General features: G+C 45.3%; 14 protein-coding genes. 13 read left to right on the top strand and 1 reads right to left on the bottom strand.

The genetic code is table 11. The features are described from left to right. Window positions 1-221: 221 nt before the first annotated feature. Complete coding sequence (locus tag AC58U0_RS12255; protein ID WP_497379310.1) at window positions 222-1,484, bottom strand: MFS transporter; 1,263 nt, start codon at window positions 1,482-1,484, stop codon at window positions 222-224. A 121-nt stretch (window positions 1,485-1,605) separates the two neighbouring features. On the opposite strand from AC58U0_RS12255, the gene AC58U0_RS12250 reads away from it, so the two are divergent. The 13 genes from AC58U0_RS12250 (at window position 1,606) to AC58U0_RS12190 (ending at window position 17,712) form a co-directional block, all read left to right on the top strand. Further along, window positions 1,606-2,175 carry a TetR/AcrR family transcriptional regulator gene (locus tag AC58U0_RS12250; protein ID WP_497379309.1) on the top strand — a complete coding sequence of 190 codons (570 nt, stop codon included), beginning with the start codon at window positions 1,606-1,608 and terminating at the stop codon, window positions 2,173-2,175. 790 nt (window positions 2,176-2,965) lie between these two features. Beyond that, window positions 2,966-3,367 (top strand): DMT family transporter, encoded by a 402-nt coding sequence (locus AC58U0_RS12245; protein WP_497379307.1) that lies wholly within the window; start codon window positions 2,966-2,968, stop codon window positions 3,365-3,367. 23 nt (window positions 3,368-3,390) lie between these two features. Beyond that, window positions 3,391-3,834 carry an OsmC family protein gene (locus AC58U0_RS12240; RefSeq protein WP_497379305.1) on the top strand — a complete coding sequence of 148 codons (444 nt, stop codon included), beginning with the start codon at window positions 3,391-3,393 and terminating at the stop codon, window positions 3,832-3,834. A gap of 138 nt (window positions 3,835-3,972) precedes the next feature. Next, entirely contained in the window at window positions 3,973-5,787 is a 1,815-nt protein-coding gene (locus AC58U0_RS12235; protein WP_497379304.1) for a sensor histidine kinase, read from the top strand. Further along, window positions 5,784-7,382: a response regulator gene (locus AC58U0_RS12230; RefSeq protein ID WP_497379303.1), complete on the top strand. Its 1,599-nt coding sequence runs from the start codon at window positions 5,784-5,786 to the stop codon at window positions 7,380-7,382. The genes AC58U0_RS12235 and AC58U0_RS12230 overlap by 4 nt, the downstream gene beginning before the upstream one ends. 95 nt (window positions 7,383-7,477) lie before the next feature. After that, the gene (locus AC58U0_RS12225; RefSeq protein WP_497379302.1) at window positions 7,478-8,833 is read left to right on the top strand and encodes an extracellular solute-binding protein; all 1,356 of its coding nucleotides are present in this window, start codon (window positions 7,478-7,480) and stop codon (window positions 8,831-8,833) included. 11 nt (window positions 8,834-8,844) lie between these two features. Then, window positions 8,845-9,729 carry a carbohydrate ABC transporter permease gene (locus tag AC58U0_RS12220; protein ID WP_497379301.1) on the top strand — a complete coding sequence of 295 codons (885 nt, stop codon included), beginning with the start codon at window positions 8,845-8,847 and terminating at the stop codon, window positions 9,727-9,729. Next, the gene (locus tag AC58U0_RS12215) at window positions 9,726-10,541 is read left to right on the top strand and encodes a carbohydrate ABC transporter permease (RefSeq protein WP_497379300.1); all 816 of its coding nucleotides are present in this window, start codon (window positions 9,726-9,728) and stop codon (window positions 10,539-10,541) included. The genes AC58U0_RS12220 and AC58U0_RS12215 overlap by 4 nt, the downstream gene beginning before the upstream one ends. 26 nt (window positions 10,542-10,567) lie before the next feature. Further along, complete coding sequence (nagZ, locus tag AC58U0_RS12210) at window positions 10,568-12,199, top strand: beta-N-acetylhexosaminidase (protein ID WP_497379299.1); 1,632 nt, start codon at window positions 10,568-10,570, stop codon at window positions 12,197-12,199. Beyond that, the gene (locus AC58U0_RS12205) at window positions 12,199-13,278 is read left to right on the top strand and encodes an ROK family protein (protein WP_497379298.1); all 1,080 of its coding nucleotides are present in this window, start codon (window positions 12,199-12,201) and stop codon (window positions 13,276-13,278) included. The genes nagZ and AC58U0_RS12205 overlap by 1 nt, the downstream gene beginning before the upstream one ends. A 163-nt stretch (window positions 13,279-13,441) precedes the next feature. Next, on the top strand, window positions 13,442-14,698 hold the full coding sequence (locus tag AC58U0_RS12200) for an MFS transporter (protein ID WP_497379297.1): 1,257 nt from the start codon (window positions 13,442-13,444) through the stop codon (window positions 14,696-14,698). A 752-nt stretch (window positions 14,699-15,450) separates the two neighbouring features. Then, entirely contained in the window at window positions 15,451-16,962 is a 1,512-nt protein-coding gene (locus AC58U0_RS12195; RefSeq protein ID WP_497379295.1) for a LytS/YhcK type 5TM receptor domain-containing protein, read from the top strand. Between the two features lie 6 nt (window positions 16,963-16,968). Beyond that, on the top strand, window positions 16,969-17,712 hold the full coding sequence (locus AC58U0_RS12190; protein WP_057306060.1) for a LytR/AlgR family response regulator transcription factor: 744 nt from the start codon (window positions 16,969-16,971) through the stop codon (window positions 17,710-17,712). Window positions 17,713-17,762 lie beyond the last annotated feature (50 nt).

The raw sequence follows: 17,762 nt of genomic DNA, 5'->3' as shown, positions 1-17,762 counted from the left end.
AGATCTCGCGGTATAGCCAAAAAAGGACGATACGCTGCAATATAAATAAGCTGACCTTAACCCATTCAAAGATGGACGAGGTCAGCTTTTTTGGTTTTTTTGATTTGGAGAAGAATGTAAACAGTCCAATTGAGCTTATTAAGCCCGGCGTCTTCTTGAGGCAGCCAGCCATTCTGGCAACCAGGCTTCAGCTAGTCTGTTGTGGGCAAAAGAAATGACTATTAAACGGCAGCTGCCACTATTTTGCTTTTGCGAATTTTCAATGCGATTATCGCTGCAATCAGGCAGACGAAACCAGCAGCTACGAACGGTACGGTATAACTGCCAAGCAAATCGCGCATGTATCCAGCCCCATAGGCCGCGAAGGATGCGCCTGCTTGGTGTGCCACTAAAATCCAACCGAAAATCATTCCCGCTTTCTCCCGACCAAATGTATCAGAGGTGAGTTTTGCAGTAGGAGGTACAGTGGCAATCCAGTCTAACCCGTAGAAGACAGCGAAAATCGTAAGCTGCGTAACCCCAGTATCAAGCGCGTAGGGAAGAAAGATAAGCGATAACCCTCGAAGGCCGTAATACCAGAAAAGCAACCATCTGCTATCGAATCGGTCTGATAACCAACCTGACATCGTAGTGCCCACGAGATCGAACACTCCCATTAATGCAAGCAGTCCTGCAGCTGCTATGATTGGAATATTATAATCTCCACATGCAGGAATTAAATGTGTGCCAATTAAGCCATTTGTAGAGAAGCCGCAAAAGAAGAAGGTGCCTGCAAGAAGCCAGAACGTTCCATTTCGCATGGCTGCGCCTAGTGTGCGTATAGGTGTAAGAAACAGATTCCCTTGGAAAGGAATTGGTTTGGTGATTTCTGTGCTGCCGAGAGGGGCAACCCCTACATCATACGGATGATTTCTCATCCAGATTGCGATAATAGGTATAAGCAGAATCAGAGCAGCCATTATCAAGTAAACGGCATATCGCCAGCCGTTTTCACTTGTGATTTTAGCCAGCAAAGGAAGGAAAAGCAGTTGGCCTGTCGCGGCGCTTGCCGTCAGCAAGCCTATGACTAATCCTTTATGCTTAACGAACCAACGATTCGCAACAGTTATACCCAAAACATTGGCCAATACACCTGTACTGAGACCACCTAGGACGCCCCACAGCAGCATAAGCTGCCAAATTTCCTTAATAAATGAAGTCAATCCTAAGCTGATGAGCATTAAAATAATGGCAGATACCATCATTCGGCGAATACCGAATTTGGCCAACATAGCGGCCGAGAAGGGTCCTATTAAGCCGTACAATAGAATGCGGATGGAGATAACCCCGGATATTGCTGCGCGATTCCAGCCATATTCGTTCTCCAGAGATTGTATTAAAACACTCGGAAAAGAGCTGATGCCTGCGGAAACTAACAACGTTAAGAACACAATAAAGACGACAATCCAACCGTAATGTAATTTTGAGACCTTTTGTTCTTTCACATAACCCTCCTTTATTTTTTAAAATGCAATAATCACATGTTAACTTACTAGTAGATAAGTGTCAATTCATCTTTTTTTCAAACATTTGACACTTACCTACTAGTTAATTTAATATATCCCTATGGAAAATAGAAAAACACAAATCGTTGATCTGGCGCTTAAACTCATCCGAGAAAAAGGTTATGTTGCCATTAGTTATGATGATTTTTCGAAACAGCTGGGCGTAACCAAGGCAAGTATTCATTATCATTTTGAAAAAAAGGAGGATTTAGGAATTGCCGTGTTAGAACGGATACTAAATAATCTTCAAAATATAGTAAACTCTTCAGGAACAGCTGAAGAAAAGCTGCAACGCTACATTGCTTACCGAACTGAAAAAATAGGCTGCAATGAAATATGCCCAATTTCATCTTTTCAAACTGATTTCGAATCTCTACCAGATATCCTTCAGCAAAAGGTACAAGCGGTTAGTCAACATGAGGTATCCCTGCTGATTACAATCCTTCAAGAAGGAGTAAATGAAGATTTTGTTCAAGATTCTGAGGATATTGAATCATTGGCTCTGACCATTTTGGCCTGCATGAAAGGGATTTTACAGTATAGACGGGTTTTGGGAAAAGATATATATCCCCAAGTCATAAATCAAATAAATCGGCTTTTTGTTAAAGAATTTGAGCCAAATAAACGCTAGAACCAGTCGAAAACTGTGGTCATATGTTATAAATGCAAAACAAAAAGGAACGGTGTCCCCGTGCCTTTTTGCTTTTTTTACCTTAGGTAAGGTTTCGTCCAGAACCTCCGAGAAGCGTGCTGAGACGATGAATTTCATCGTTAAAGTTAGGGGAATGTGAGAAAGTGACTCCATAGTGATGAAAAACATGCTTAAAGTAAGAGACTAATTAAAAGTATGTAAATTTTGAAGCATTGTTGTCGTGACGAATAAAAAAGTGTTGAAAATTAAATGATTTTATATGTTGACATTTCACTTAATTTCATATACAATTTATGAATTGATTGAAATGAACCATATAAACACTTAAAACCAAACCTCATTTACCCCACACGAACGATTAGCGAGAAGAAAGTAACCCCCTCTCCTTGTTTGTTTTTCTCCCAATGTGCAGTAAAAATCAGCTCATTTATGGTAAACCCGAGGCTACGTCAAGTGTTTCGGCAGCAGGTGTTTGTTAAGCAATTCGTACTGGCGCGGTCATTGGAGCCGCAAGGATGGAAGAGAGGTAGGGCTTTCATTGTTTTGATTCCAACACATTAGTTATGCATTTTTCATAGATATCAATGATAGCAGGTATAAGGCTGTTTTTATCTAATTTAGGGATAAGGATGGCCTTTTTCTATTGCCAAAAAACAAAATCGTTCCAGGTCCTGACACCAGGAGTGAGAGCGATTTTTTGCTTACTGGTGAAACCCAATGCATTCCTTTACAATTATAATTAACAGTTTATACGTAAAGGATGATTGCTATGATTTGGAATATGAATTGGACTTTTTTACTGCTGGCCATACTATTTGAAACAGTGGGAACGACGGCCATGAAGATGTCGTCAGGCTTTACAAGATTAGGTCCGGCTATTGTTATGGGCATCTGCTATATTCTATGTTTCACCTTGCTGACGCTGGCTCTGAAGCAGCTCGATGTCAGTTTGGCTTATGCCATATGGTCTGGTGTAGGGACAGCACTTATCACAATAATCGGTATCTGGTGGTTCAATGAATCGGTTTCTACTCTGAAGGTGCTTTCCATTGTTCTCATCATCTTAGGGGTAATTGGTCTACATATAAGCAGCACTGGGGACGAAGATCAATCGAAGGTCTCGCAAGCGCAAAATTCTTCAACGGCAATAAACTCGGACACGAAGGAATAGATGAAAGTGAGGCTCAAAAACCTATGAGCGAGCATCGTTTTGAACTAAAAGCGGAGTGGTCCGGAGGCTTGGACGGCACAGGACACATTCGAACAGGTAACCTAGTCACGCCGATCTCAGTACCAAGCCAATTAGATGGTCCTGGCATTGGGACGAATCCAGAGGAGATGCTGCTTGGCGCGGCTGCAACCTGCTATTTAATCACACTTGGCATGCTGCTGAAGCGTCAAGGCATTTTAACAATTGAACTGAACTCAGAGATATTCGTCCATAGCAGTCCGGCGATGAAGGTGGATAAAATCATTCACAGGCCGCGAATCTGTATCCCAGCTCATACTACAGAAGAGATTACGGATAAAATAAGCAAAGCCGCCTATCGTGCTGAGCAGACTTGTATGATAAGTAAAGCTTTAAAAGGAAATGTTGAGGTCATCGTGGAACCTGAGATTCATTTACTGAAGGAGTAGAGGATTTTATCCCTATAGCATCCAAACCTATCCCTAGGAGCATAAAATGCGGGGCATTTATAATTAATAGTAAGCAGTGTAAAGGCGCCAACTCTAGGATGGTGCCTGATTCGGTTTGGAAGGAGTCTGCCATCGTCGATGAATTTGAACAAAAAAGTGTTTATCGGTTTTTTAATGTTCATTATTATTCCTTTGTTCGTACTAGGATCCGCGGTTTATACGGTTTCTCAGCAGCTCATTGAGAAGAAGTACGGCGATTTGACCGAGGTCACTTTGCAGGCGATTTCCCGTAATATTTATTACATGTTCAAGGAAGCCAATTACTTTTCGGATTTTTGGATGGTAAAAGAGAGTATTCAAGGTATTTATCGAACGATCGATGAGGTGAAGCCGAATGAAAATACGCTCTCGTCTTATGACTTGAATACGTTTGATACCTTGCTGCGCGGCTCTATATTGACTTATTCACCTGTGCAATCCGTCGCGATTTATAATAATGTAGGCAAATCGTTTAGCGCGGGGCGCGGGGGGGGAAGCGCTTTGCCGTGGACAGCGCTGACGCAAAGTACAGCATTCCAACACATACAGGAATTGAACGGAAGTCCACTCTGGATTGGACCTTCCGAATATAAGGAATTCGGGACGGGCCGCGGGGAATTTTATCAAGCGAGATTGGTCAAAGATTTCTGGACGATGGACAACCTGGGGTTCATGCTGCTGAAGTTCAAATTTAATGAGCTTGATCAAATTTTCAAATCATTCAATACGAATGAGGAAAGCTCGAAGCGTTATTTACTCGTCAACAAAAGCGGACTTATTTTCTATGATAATAAGCAAAATCTAGAAGGTGCCAATGTGCTGCAGCTGCTGCCTGGCAAATTGGATCTGCAGCTAAACAATAACAGTTTCCAGGCGAATTTTCAGAATGAAAAAAGCTTAATCTCACTCTACCATTTAAATATTAATCAGATGGGGGTTCAGGATTGGAGCGTCGTGTCGATCACCTCATGGAAGTATGTGGCTGGGGAAATTGAGACGATTATGAAGCTGGTCGCTGGGATTACGTTCGTCTGTTTATTTTTTGCACTTGTGTACAATCTGGTTTTCGTAAGACGAATTGTTCAGTTGATTCTGCGTATGCTTTCTTCGATGAAAAAGGTTGAGCGCGGCGATTTGACGACCCGCATGGAGGAAAGCGGTAAGGATGAAACGTCCGCTCTCGCTAGAGGGTTCAACAGCTTGGTTGTGCGTGTGGAGGATCTTCTGGAGGAAGTCAAACGTCAGCAGGACCGTAAAAATAAGGCTGAGCTTATGCTGCTGCAAGCCCAGATCAAGCCGCATTTTCTTTTTAATACACTGGAATCCATCAATGTGTTAGCAATCCAAAACCAAGGGAAGAAAGTCAGCCAAATGGTGTATCGACTTGGGAATCTGTTACGGATTGGAATGGAAAACAGAGAAGAAATTTCACTAAAGCAAGAGCTCGAGCATTTGAAAAGCTACCTCGAAATTCAGGAATTCCGCTTTGAAGATCAATTTCAATATGACATTCAAGCTCCGCCTGAGCTGTTGGATTATTGCATTCTCAAGCTTACTCTTCAACCTTTGGTAGAGAATAGTTTGCAGCATGGCTTTGAACCCATTGATTATATGGGCATGATCGCCATAAAGGTTGTGGATGAAGGAGAACGGATTGCTCTTTATGTCACGGATAACGGCGTTGGTATAAGTGCGGAGAAATTAGCTAAATTCCATTATAAAACAGAGCTAGAGACGCCATTTCACGAAATATTGGGTGCAAATGAAGAGCGAAGAGGACTTGGTGTCAGCAATGTAGCTGACCGTATAAGGATCCAATATGGCGCACATTATGGCATGTTCATCTGCAGTCAAGAAGGTCATGGTACGACGATGAAGATCTTGATCCCAAAAAATAAGGGGGAAGGCTTATGAGGCTAAAAGCGATATTGGCAGATGATGAGCCTAACATTTTGCGTAACTTGCAGGCGGTTATTCCTTGGAATGAACTGGGGATTGATATCGTTGGAACGGCCAAAAACGGAGTGGAAGCACTGGAACTTAGCTGCCAGCATATACCGGATCTGGTTATGAGTGATATTCGTATGCCGCTAATGGATGGCATTACGTTCGTTCAGAAGCTGCGTGATATTAATGAGGATTGTACGGTGCTTATGGTAACGGGTTATCAGGATTTCGAATATGTACGCACGTTGATGAGAGTTGGCGTGAGCGATTATATACTGAAGCCTATTAACTATGAAGAGTTAGAGAATTCTATAAGCAAATTGGCGAATGAAATCAGGGTTAAGAAGCGAAGTGAGCAAGAGGAGCAGCAAAAGTGGGGCAAAATGAAAAATTTGGCCTATGAGAAAATCCTGCAGGACGTTTTGATGAATTATACGGAAATTACGCCGAAGACGCTGCTTCCGATTGATGATATGGACTTTGAAATGTTGACCTATTTATTTGCGATGATCGATGTCGATGATTACTCACAGAAATCACTGCCTTGGACGGAGCAGGAGCGGAAGCTATGGAATTTCGCAGTACGAAATGTATTACAAGATTCGCTAACGGATGAGAAATTGAAGTTCACAGTACTCCAGATCCGCGAAGGGGAGTGGTGTGTAATCATCCAATGGGATGAAAAGGGCGAAAGTACTGCATTGGTGAAGTTAAATGAAATAGCTGCTCAACTGCAGCATAACGTTTCCCAATCGGTTAAATTAGGCATTAGTGTCGGCATCTTCCCGGCAGCTGTTGGACTCCGTCAACTCTCTGAGACCTATCGGAAGCTTCAGCGATTCATGCAGCTTAATCTGGGGAAGCAGGAATCCGTGTTGTTGTATAAAGAGTCCAAAGAGCCAGCTGATGCAAACAGCTCCTTATGGTATTTAGTGGAAGAAATTGTAACAGGACTTAAACAGCTAAACCGTCTCAAAACGGAGGATGCCTTAAAGCGCTTGAAATTACTGCTTGAAGGTTTGTCTGACAGCTCTTTTGCCCGGGCCTATCAGATGCTGCATTTCCTTATTCTTCATCTGCTCCGCGAACTGCGAGAAATGAATTCCCTTGATTATCAGGAGGAAGAACAGATCTGGTGTCAGCTGGACAAGAGCGAGAGCATTCAACATTTGCTTCAGGTTATGGTACAGCTTGTAGCACTTGGGCTGGAAGGGACGAATAAGAAGAAAAACAGCGAGCTGCTTATGACAGCGGCAAAGGAATACATAAGAACTCACTATTCAAATGATTTCGGGATCGAGGATATAGCGAGTTCCCTAGGAATTAGCTCCAGTTATTTTAGTTTATTATTTAAGCAGCATTTTGGAGAAACCTTCGTTGAATATGTCACGAAACATCGGATGGAATTGGCGAAATCGATGCTGCTCCATAGTGATAAAAGTATTACGGACATCGGAAAATCAGTAGGCTACATCGAACGGCGATATTTTACCAAAGTATTTCAAAAGTTTACTGGCGAGATTCCGTCGGAGTATCGCGAAAAGCGCAAAGAAGTGAAGTAGAGGATTTTGCCCCTTTATAAGGAATTTGTGGGTCTTTAGGACAAACAACGGTTATTTTATACTTAGATGGCAAGCAAAAAGGAGATCAATCAAAGATGAGAAAAGGAACGTTGATTTCGGTAGCGGCGGTAGTGGCTATGACGTTCATCATAACTGCTTGCAACAGCTTATCTTCGAACAAGGAACAAAACCTTCATGCTGGCGAGACTCCCGACCCCGCGGGGACTAAAGGAGAGCCAATCCTACTGACACTTCGTCATACGCAGGTGAAGGATACGCAGAAGAAGCGCTTCGCAATGCTGCAGGATGTAGTGAAAGCAACGGAGTCGAAGGTGCTTGGCTTATCGATTACATTAGATGGGGTGGAGGATAAGGTCAATCGCTTCGAGAAGCTGAGATCAGAGATGGCGGCTGGGAATCCACCGGAAATATTCGACTTGTTTGGCGGAACGGATACGAAGGATTACGTCAAAGCGGGCAGACTGCTTGATCTTACGCCCATATTGAATGAGCTTGGCTTAATCAATAAGTTTTATAGCTTCGAGGAGTTTACGGTTAACGGTAAAATTTATGGTATTCCTATGGCAGGGTACGTCGAGGGCTTGTACTATAACAAAAGGATTTTGGCGGATTATCACATAAAACCGCCTCAAACGTGGGAGGAACTGCTCGCTGCTGCCGCGATACTAAAAGCTCAAAAAATAACGCCTTTTGCCATGGCGGCTAAAGATTCATGGGTCATTAACATGATGAGCAATACCATGTGGGTACGTACGGCAGGGCCAGATTCTATTCAAGGCTTATTGGATGGAAGCAAGCGGTGGACGGATCCGGATGTTGTGGATGCTTTTGAGAAATACCATACGTTGATTCAAAAGGGGTATCTCCAGGAAGGCAGCTTAGCACTGGCCTATGCCGAGCAGCAAAATAAATTTAGCAGCGGTGAAGCGGCTTTCATGTTCGATGGCAGTTGGGCGAATACGCCGCTGCTTGACCCTGAGAAGTCATCCATCGTAAAGGATGTAGGCTTCATGAGTTTCCCGGATATGGGGGGGGCAGGAGATGGTTATATCAATGGAGGATGGTCTAATGCCTACGGATTCTCTAAAAAGGTGACGCCAGATCAGCTGGTGGCCATCAAGGAGTTTATCAGGCAAATGTATAACGAATCCATGCAAAAAAGACAGCTCGTCGAAGAAGGTATGCCACCTGCCATGAAGCTGCAGGATACGAGCAATGTAAACCCGCTCATTACAGAAATTTTGAATGTATTTGCAAGCAGTAAAGGTGCCTTTCCCGCATTCGATTCACGTATTCAAACGAAAGTTCGAGAAAAATTGGAGCGCGGTATGCAAGAATTAATAGGCGGAAGAACAGACCCAGCCACCTTAATGGCGGACATACAGAAGCAGCAAGAGGCTTCGAACAAGGAAGAAACCCATACGAAATAGTAGGATGAGACATGAATAAGATAGGAAGAAACCCTTTTGCTTATGCGCTTTTTACGCTGCCGACACTGCTGCTATTCGTGATCTTTTTCTTATATCCCATGATCATGTCGCTGCGCTACGGTTTCACGGAGTGGAACGGAGTATCGCCGGCGAGATTTAATGGCTTGGATAATTTCGTTACTGCTGTTCAAGACAAATATTTCTGGATGGCTGTGCGGAATAACCTGTATTTCATTGGTTTTTCTGTTGGATTGCAAATCCCATTTATACTCGGTTTAGCCCTGCTGGTGAGCAAAGTTAGACGGTGGACTAGCTTCTACAAAACGATGATTTTCCTCCCGACAGTTCTTTCTACAGCTGTGGTCGGCGTATTGTGGGGGTTCATCTATCACCCGCAGGCGGGGCTGCTCAATCAAGCATTAGAAGCTATAGGGTTAATAACTTGGCAGCACGTATGGTTAGCAGAGGAAGCGACAGCGATGCTCTCTGTGCTTGTTACCAACGCATGGCAGTGGATTGGATTCTATGTCGTGCTGGTTTTATCGGCGATCTATGGGATCCCCAAAAATATCTTGGAAGCCGCTGAGTTAGACGGGGCGACGAGGCTACGAGAGGCTTGGTCGATTACGCTTCCGCTGCTCCGTCCTGTTATCATGGTTATGATTTTGCTATCGATTACTGGAGCTATGAAGGCCTTGGACATCGTCTTTGTGATGACTGGCGGCAATCCGTATGGGATTACAGAAGTGATGGCCACGTATATGTATAAAAAAGCTTATCGCATTGGTGAATATGGGTATGCAAACGGTATTGCCGTACTTATTCTCCTTTTAACCGGCATGTTAACTTCCTTGTTTGGCTGGTTCACAAGGAAGCAGGAGGAGGTGCAATATTGAAGGGGATTTCCTATCGCCGTGTTTTCCTGCATGTTGTACTGATGTTGTACATAGGCATTATTTTGTTTCCTCTTCTTTGGGTATTGAACTCCTCTTTTAAAACAAATAAAGAAATCATTGCCTCGCCGTGGTCCCTTCCAGAACAACTCTCCTTTTCGAATTATTGGAATGCCTGGACTGGAGCCCATGTAAGTCACTATTTTACGAACAGTTTGGTGATTTCTGTGGTATCCGCCATAGCAACGCTGTTTCTTGGTACGGCAACGGCGTACGCCATAACTCGAATGGAATTCCCGCGATTAAGCAAGTTCTTGCAGCGTATATTGATGCTCGCATTGCTTGTTCCCGCGGGTTCCTTGCTTGTTCCTTTATATATGCTGCTTCGCAGCATGCACTTATACAATACGCCGCTAGCCTTGATCCTGCCCTATGTAACGATAGGTTTACCTTTGACTGTGTTTATTTTCAGTGCTTTTTTGAAATCCATACCGAGTGAGTTGGAAGAAGCGGGAATCATGGATGGATTATCGATCTATGGACTTTTGTGGCGAGTCATTATGCCAATTACGATACCTTCACTCGTCACGGTTTTTATGCTCAATTTCCTCAGCAATTGGAATGAGTTTATGATGGCCAATCTGTTTCTAGCGAAGGAGAAGTTTAGGACGCTTCCTGTGAGGATGGTAGCCTTTTACGACCAATTGAATATGAACTACGGTTCGCTCTGTGCGGCCATCCTGTTTAGCGTTATTCCAGTCGTGCTGATCTATTTTATTTTGCAGAAACGTATCATTGAAAGCATTAAATTCTAACTCACTCATTCAAGGAGCGTGTATTCATGTCATCTTCATTGCGCAATAACCAACATCCTTTAACCTTGCGTCAAAAAGTGGGTCAAATGTTTATTTGCGGTTTTGAATCTTTGGAACCAAATGCGTCCATTACCCAATTAATTGGGGAATACGGACTTGGCGGAGTCATCTATTTTCGTCGAAATGTAAAAGATGCTCACCAATTGGCTCATTTGTCAGCCGAATTGCAGGCGATGAGTCTCCGCAGCGGCGGACAGCCGTTATTCATTGCCGTAGATCAAGAGGGAGGCATGGTTTCCCGGATTGAAAAAGGAGCAACTCTGCTGCCGGGGAACATGGCTTTAGGGGCTGCTTTTGCGCCAGCAGGTGTTTATGCCAGTTCAAAAGTGATGGGTAAAGAACTACGCCAAATGGGCGTGAACATGAACTTCGCCCCTTGTTTAGATATCAATAATAATCGACTAAACCCTGTTATCGGCGTACGCTCTTATGGTGAAACATCTGCGCTAGTGGGTGATATGGGTACACATGCGGTGAAAGGCTTGCAGGATATGGGCGTTATAGCCACAGTCAAGCATTTCCCAGGGCACGGTGATACGTCAGAGGATTCTCATCATGACCTTCCCGTTGTTCCGCATAGTATGGAGCGATTGATGGAGCTTGAGCTAGCCCCTTTCATTAAAGCGATTGAAGGCGGTGTAGACGCTATTATGACTGCGCATGTCGTATTTGCGGCACTAGAAGAGAACGGCGTTCCATCGACGTTGTCTTATCGCATTTTAACGGAGTTGCTTCGTGAGAAGCTTCATTTCAAAGGGTTAATTGTAACAGACTGTCTGGAGATGAAGGCGATCTCAGAAGGAATTGGTGTGGCGGAAGGCGCTGTTCGGGCTATTGAGGCTGGATCGGATCTTATTCTGGTTAGTCATTCACTAGATCGCCAAGTGTCTGCCATTGAAGCTGTTATTGCTGCGGTGGAAAGTGGACGGATTCCGGAGTCGCGCATTGATGAGTCCGTGCTGCGGATTATGACCTATAAATATAAGCGAGAGATTCGATATGATACGTTAGAACCCATCCCGACCGAACCTATCTCTACACCCGAGCATCAACTGCTCGCCAAAGAACTGAGCCGTAAAAGTATTACACGGGTTAAGGATGAAGTAGGTAAAGTGCTGGATCTGAACGAGCCGACCTTGGTCATTTGGACGGAAGTACAAACGGGAACTGAGATTGATGAAGTTGTGGAACGGAGCGGTACACTGGGCAGTGTCTTATCTGAGATAGCCGGAAAGCCTATTAAGGAGGTTTACTTGGGGCTATATCCTTCGGATACGGAGATAGCATCGGTTCTGGAAGCTTGTGAGGGTAACAAGCAAATCGTCATTGTCACATATAATGCAACATTCTCAGCAGGACAAACCAGGTTGGTTAAAGAATTAGTTCAAAGGAAAGAGCCGTATGTTATCGTCGCTGCCGGGAGAAATCCTTATGATTTACTTGAATTTCCTGAGGTAAAGACTTATTATGCTTGTTATGAAAACCGTCCGCTTGCGATGGTTTCTCTGGCGAATGTGCTTCTTGGGAAAGAGAAAGCGGTTGGAAGGCTGCCTGTGACATTGTCGGAGGAGTATCCGCTTGGTTGGAGACTGGATTGATGGGGAAAGGGGAAAAAGAGATGACATTGGAGCAAGACAATAAGCAGGATGTTTTTGTAAAGAATAACAGCAACATCGGAGAAGAACAAGATGTCTTCGTTCGAGAATATTTTGTTGGGGTAGATCTGGGAGGCACGAAGATGTTGGCCGCCTTGGTTGCGTACGATGGCAGCATCATCGCACGGGAAGAGATCCCCACCCTTGCGCAGCAGGGAGAGGTAGCTGTGCTCGATCGGCTGGGTAACCTGATCGAGGGGATTCTTGCGGCTGTGCCCGGCAGCCGCAGCGCTCTCCGCGGTATTGGCGTCGCCACCGCGGGCACGCTCGATACGGCGAACGGTGTCGTCACCTTCGCCACGAATCTCGGCTGGCGCGACGTGGCCGTCGCCGCCGTGTTGTCGGACCGCTTCGCTTGCGAGGTCCGGCTCGAGAACGACGCCACCGCCGCAGCGGTCGGCGAATGGCTGGCCGGCGCAGGCGAGGGCGCGCCGGACTGTATCTTCGTGACGATCTCCACGGGGATCGGCGGGGGCATCATCTCCGGCGGCCGCTTGATCGCCGGAGTCAACCATAACGCAGGGGAGCTCGGACACATTTCCATTGATGGAAATGGGCCGCGCTGCCTCTGCGGGAATGTGGGGTGCCTGGAGCTCTACGCGTCAGGCACTGCAATAGGCCGCCGCGGCGCCGAGCACGTGCGCCGTGTTGCGGGAGGCGACGGCGATGCTGCCGGCGCCCTCACAAGGCTTGCGGGAGGCGATCCAGACCGCGTCGATGCGCGGTTGGTCGCGGCCGCAGCCGCGGAAGGGGATGCCGATGCGAGCGGCATCCTGCGCGAAGCAGGGCGAGCCCTCGGCATCGGGCTCGTGAGCATCCTCCACCTGCTCAATCCACAGGTGGTCATCCTTGGCGGCGGAGCTTCGCACATCGGCGAGCCGCTTCTAGGTCCGATGCGTGAAGTCATCGAGGATCGCTGCCTGCCTTCGATTCTAGGCCCTGTCCGATTCGTAACATCCGCTCTTGGTTCCTCCGCAGGAGCTGTAGGCGCAGCACTGCTCATGTCGAGGGATGGACGCTAAGTCATTTCAATTTATGACCGGTCATATGACAAATTGCACTAGACGTTAGACACCTTTTTCGTTACATTAGATGAGGCTTATGAAACTTACTTTGTTCCTTTTACGTCGGAATGAAGTTAACGTTTTATCGACCAATCTATTGTCGAAGGGGTGTTTTTTTTCTATGTCTCAAACCGTATCAAATTCTGCGCCAACGATGCGTTCTTTTTTTGCGAATCGTTTCGTGCAGTCCATTATGTTATCGGGTCTTTTTCTCCAAATCGGGATTTGGATTCGTAACTTCGCGATTCTCCTCTATGTAACCGACATGACCAACAACGATCCCTACTCGGTTTCCTTGATTTCCGTTGCCGAGTTTGCGCCGATATTTATTTTCTCTTTCATTGGCGGTGCCTTTGCAGATCGATGGAGACCTAAACTCACGATGGTCTGGTGCGATATTCTCAGCGCTGCCTCGGTGTTTATCATTATGGTTACCCTGTATTATGGTTCATGGAAGGCGATCTTTTTTGCCACATTAGTATCGTCCATCCTATCCCAATTCTCTCAACCGTCTGGGATGAAGCTGTTCAAGGTTCATGTGCACGAATCCCAAATGCAAATGGGCATGTCACTGTTTCAATCGATGATGGCTATCTTTATGATATTGGGTCCAATTATGGGGACTTTCGTGTACTATACCTTTGGAATCGAAGTCGCTATAGCGATCATGGGAATTTGTTTCGTGCTTTCCGCTCTTGTCCTAACGTTTCTACCATCTGACCGTAAAGCTGAAAAAGGATCCGAAGGACCATCCACGCATATTTTTGCTGAGATGGGTGAAGGTTTCCGGTATGTGCTCAAGAATAAAATGCTTGTCACTCTGGGAGGCTGCTTTGCCGTTGCCGGTCTTGCGATTGGTCTAATCAGTCCGCTTGGTATCTTTCTTGTTACGGAAAATCTAGACTTGCCTAAAGAGAACTTGCAATGGTTTATGGCCACGAATGGTGTCGCGATGATTATCGGCGGAGGCCTGACAATGGGCTTTTCAAAAAAAATGTCGTCGCAAGCGCTGCTTATACTCGGGATGTCCGTAAGTGTCGTGGCATTCGCGGTCATTGGTATGACACATCTGTTATGGGTAGCACTTGTTATGCAATTCCTGTCCGGTCTTGTCATGCCCGCTATCCAAATTGGTATCAATACGATGATTCTTGGCAACACAGAGGAATCATTCGTGGGTCGCGTGAATGGTATTCTAAATCCTTTGTTTATGGGAGCAATGGTCATCACGATGAGTTTGGCCGGAAGTATTAAGGCTTCCTTCTCGCTTGAAACGATTTATCTAGTGAGTGCTGCTTTATTTTTAGTTGGGGTCTTCATTATGGTGCCTTCGTTGAAATATAAGCAAAATGTGGTGCCGCAAGCTAGTAGTGAGTGATGCATAAACCCTCCCGATATTCGGGAGGGCATTGAATAAAGACCATGTTTTCTATAAACCGAGCAAATACCCGGAAGATGGTCACTTTGAAAAAAGTGGCTTCTCTCGGGTCTTTTTACGTTTATAATCGATGAATTAAGAAAGGTTTAGGATTACGCGTGGGAATAGTTGAAGTAGGGGGAAATAAGGTTTAAATGAAGGATCTGTCTTCTCGGTTGAATGATATTGCATAATGTACAACAATTCTGCCAAGATCCCGCCCATTTCCCTTCGTTGTTGCATAATGTACAACAATTGCTCCCTATATAGGCTATTTTGCAGCAATTGGGATAGTAATGTTGTACAGACTACAACTTCTACTTACAAAATAGCCTTTTGGCATTTGAATTGTTGTAGAAATTACAACATTGGTAACCACTATAGCCGATCTTCCTTCACAGAGCTGCTGAACGGCTCTGAAATCGAATTTGGAGTTATGCCTAAAAGTTTTGAGGCGGCATAATCAATGAACAGACATTCTCTATTCAACTAGCCGTCTTTCTATTAAGTATCCACGAATGGGCTCACACTTCAAACGTAGAAACCATGGTCTTTTTTACTGCAGGGAGACCCGATTTCTGCTAGGATTATTTTAAAAGATATTAAAAGGTGTGTGAACGATGCTCCAGTTGTTCGTCGATATGATTGAAAGGGTTGGATTCCTGATAGCGCTTGCATTTGCCTTTTCTCGCAGTCGTTGGATGCGAAGTTATATGAGCTATCAAGGTAACAGGACTTATCAATGGCGTTTTCTTTTCTTTTTCACAGCTTATGCGATTCTCGCAACCTACTCAGGTGTGACGGTTTCCGACTATACGTATCGACCGGCACCATGGATCGGCGAAGTTTCCCCAACAGCGGCCATTGCCAATGCACGAACCGTTGGCGTCGTCATCGCAGGCTTGCTTGGCGGTGTGAAAAGCGGGCTCATCGTTGGTGTAGCAGCCGGCCTCCATCGCTACAGCTTGGGTGGATTTGTTGCCGTAGCCTGTATGATTGCGCCTATTCTGCAAGGTGTCTTGGCTGGACTTTGCCGCAATGCGTTCAAGAAACGTTTCCGCAAGGTGGCGTCCATTCAACTCGCCTTTCTTGTAGGATTCATGGCTGAAGCGCTGCAAATGGCACTCATTCTTGCACTCGCTAAGCCCTGGGGGGACGCTTTAAACCTGGTTTCGCTCATAGGTTTACCTCAGACACTTGCTAACAGCATCGGGGTAGCCCTTTACTTCGTGCTGTACAATACGATGGAGCGCGAAGAGGATCGCATCGGCGCAGAGCATGCTCACAAAGCACTGCAAATCGCGGATATGACGATGCCGCTTTGGCGATTGGAATTCGAGAAGGCGGTACGTGAAATTGCGAAGGTTTTGAATGAGGAGATGAAGGCAGTTGGTGCATTTTTCAGCAAGAACGGCTCGGCATGGGTAGCGGAGGGAAGAAAAACAAAGCATTGGATCGACCTGTTCATTCATATTCCGAATCAGCGTCCCATTGGGCAATTTCGCTTGTATTTCGAACGAGAGCAGGATGATAATCCATCTCGCAGACGAATGTTGTCCTCGCTTGCTGGTCTGCTTTCTCAGCAGTATGCATTTGTCGAGTCTGAGAGACAGTCGCAGCTGCTGGCCGATGCGGAGATTCGTTCGCTGCAGGCGCAGATGAATCCACACTTCCTGTTTAATGTGCTGAACACAGTCAAATCTTTTATTCGCACTAAACCGGAAGAAGCCCGTCAGATGGTGATGCATTTATCTAAGTTTTTACGCAAAAACATGAGCCATGGTAACCAACGCATGATCACGATACGTGACGAATACGAATTGGTCATGTCTTACCTCAGTTTGATTAAATCACGTCTTGGGGATCAACTGGAATTTTATGCTGATATTGACGAAAGGTTACTGGATCATCAGATACCTCCGTTTACAATTCAACCTCTTGTCGAGAACGCCATTGTTCACGGCATCAATAATAGGAAGGGAATCGGAGTTATCAGGCTTGCTGTGAAGGAGGAGTTGAACGACGGAAAGCTGCATGCGCGGATTACCGTCGAGGACAATGGAGTTGGCCTAGAAACTGTCCGGCTTCACAGTCATGGGGAACACGCAGGTATGGCTTTGCGAAATATTGAACAGCGTCTAAATTACCATTACGGAAGAGAGCATCCGCTTGAAATCGAGAGCAAGCCAGGTGAAGGTACAAAAATTAGATTCTGGGTGAGGTGATGGTTGGTGGGCTGGAATATCGTGATCGCAGATGATGAAGCACCGGCAAGGGAAGAATTAGTATATCTCTTAGAGCAGTGCGAAGATGTAGAAAAGGTGACACCGGCGACCAGCGGAATGGATGCAATTAAGAAGGTAAAAGAACAAGCGCCGGATGTCTTATTTCTCGATATGAACATGCCGGATCTTAGCGGGCTTCAAGTGGCAGAAATCGTAGGAGAGATCAATCCGCAGGTGAAGATAGTGTTCTCCACTGCGTACGATCAATATGCCGTCCATGCATTTAAGCTTCGTGCTTTTCACTATATGCTCAAGCCGTACGACGAAGAAGATTTAGCTATCGTCTTCCGAGAGCTGCGTAAAATTCGAATACAGAGTGGACAGGACGCCTTGTTCCAACCTTCTACTGGAATGACCAGTGCAAAACTAGCGCTAGAATTGGATGATGGCATAATCTATGTGCCCCCAAAAGACATCACGTATATTAGCAAAGAAATCAAACATGTACAGGTTCATCTTCACGATAAAACCTATAACGTTTCCTATACATTAGCAGAGTTGGAACAAAAGCTGGAGCCATTTGGTTTTTTTCGCTGCCACAAAAGCTATCTTGTTAACCTGGCATCCATTGTTGAGATGAAGACCTGGGTGAACGGAGCCTACAATCTGAGGATGGATGATGCGTTGCGAAGCAGCATACCTGTTAGTCGAAATTATGTGAAACTGCTGCGTTTGAAACTCGAAATTTAACATCATAACGCTATATTATGGCATGTTGCGCTCCAGATGTTTCGCTCGGA

Source organism: Paenibacillus sp. J31P190 (assembly GCF_059692075.1).
The sequence above is the reverse complement of the archived record's forward strand: the minus strand, read 5'-3'. Positions and strand labels throughout refer to the sequence as shown.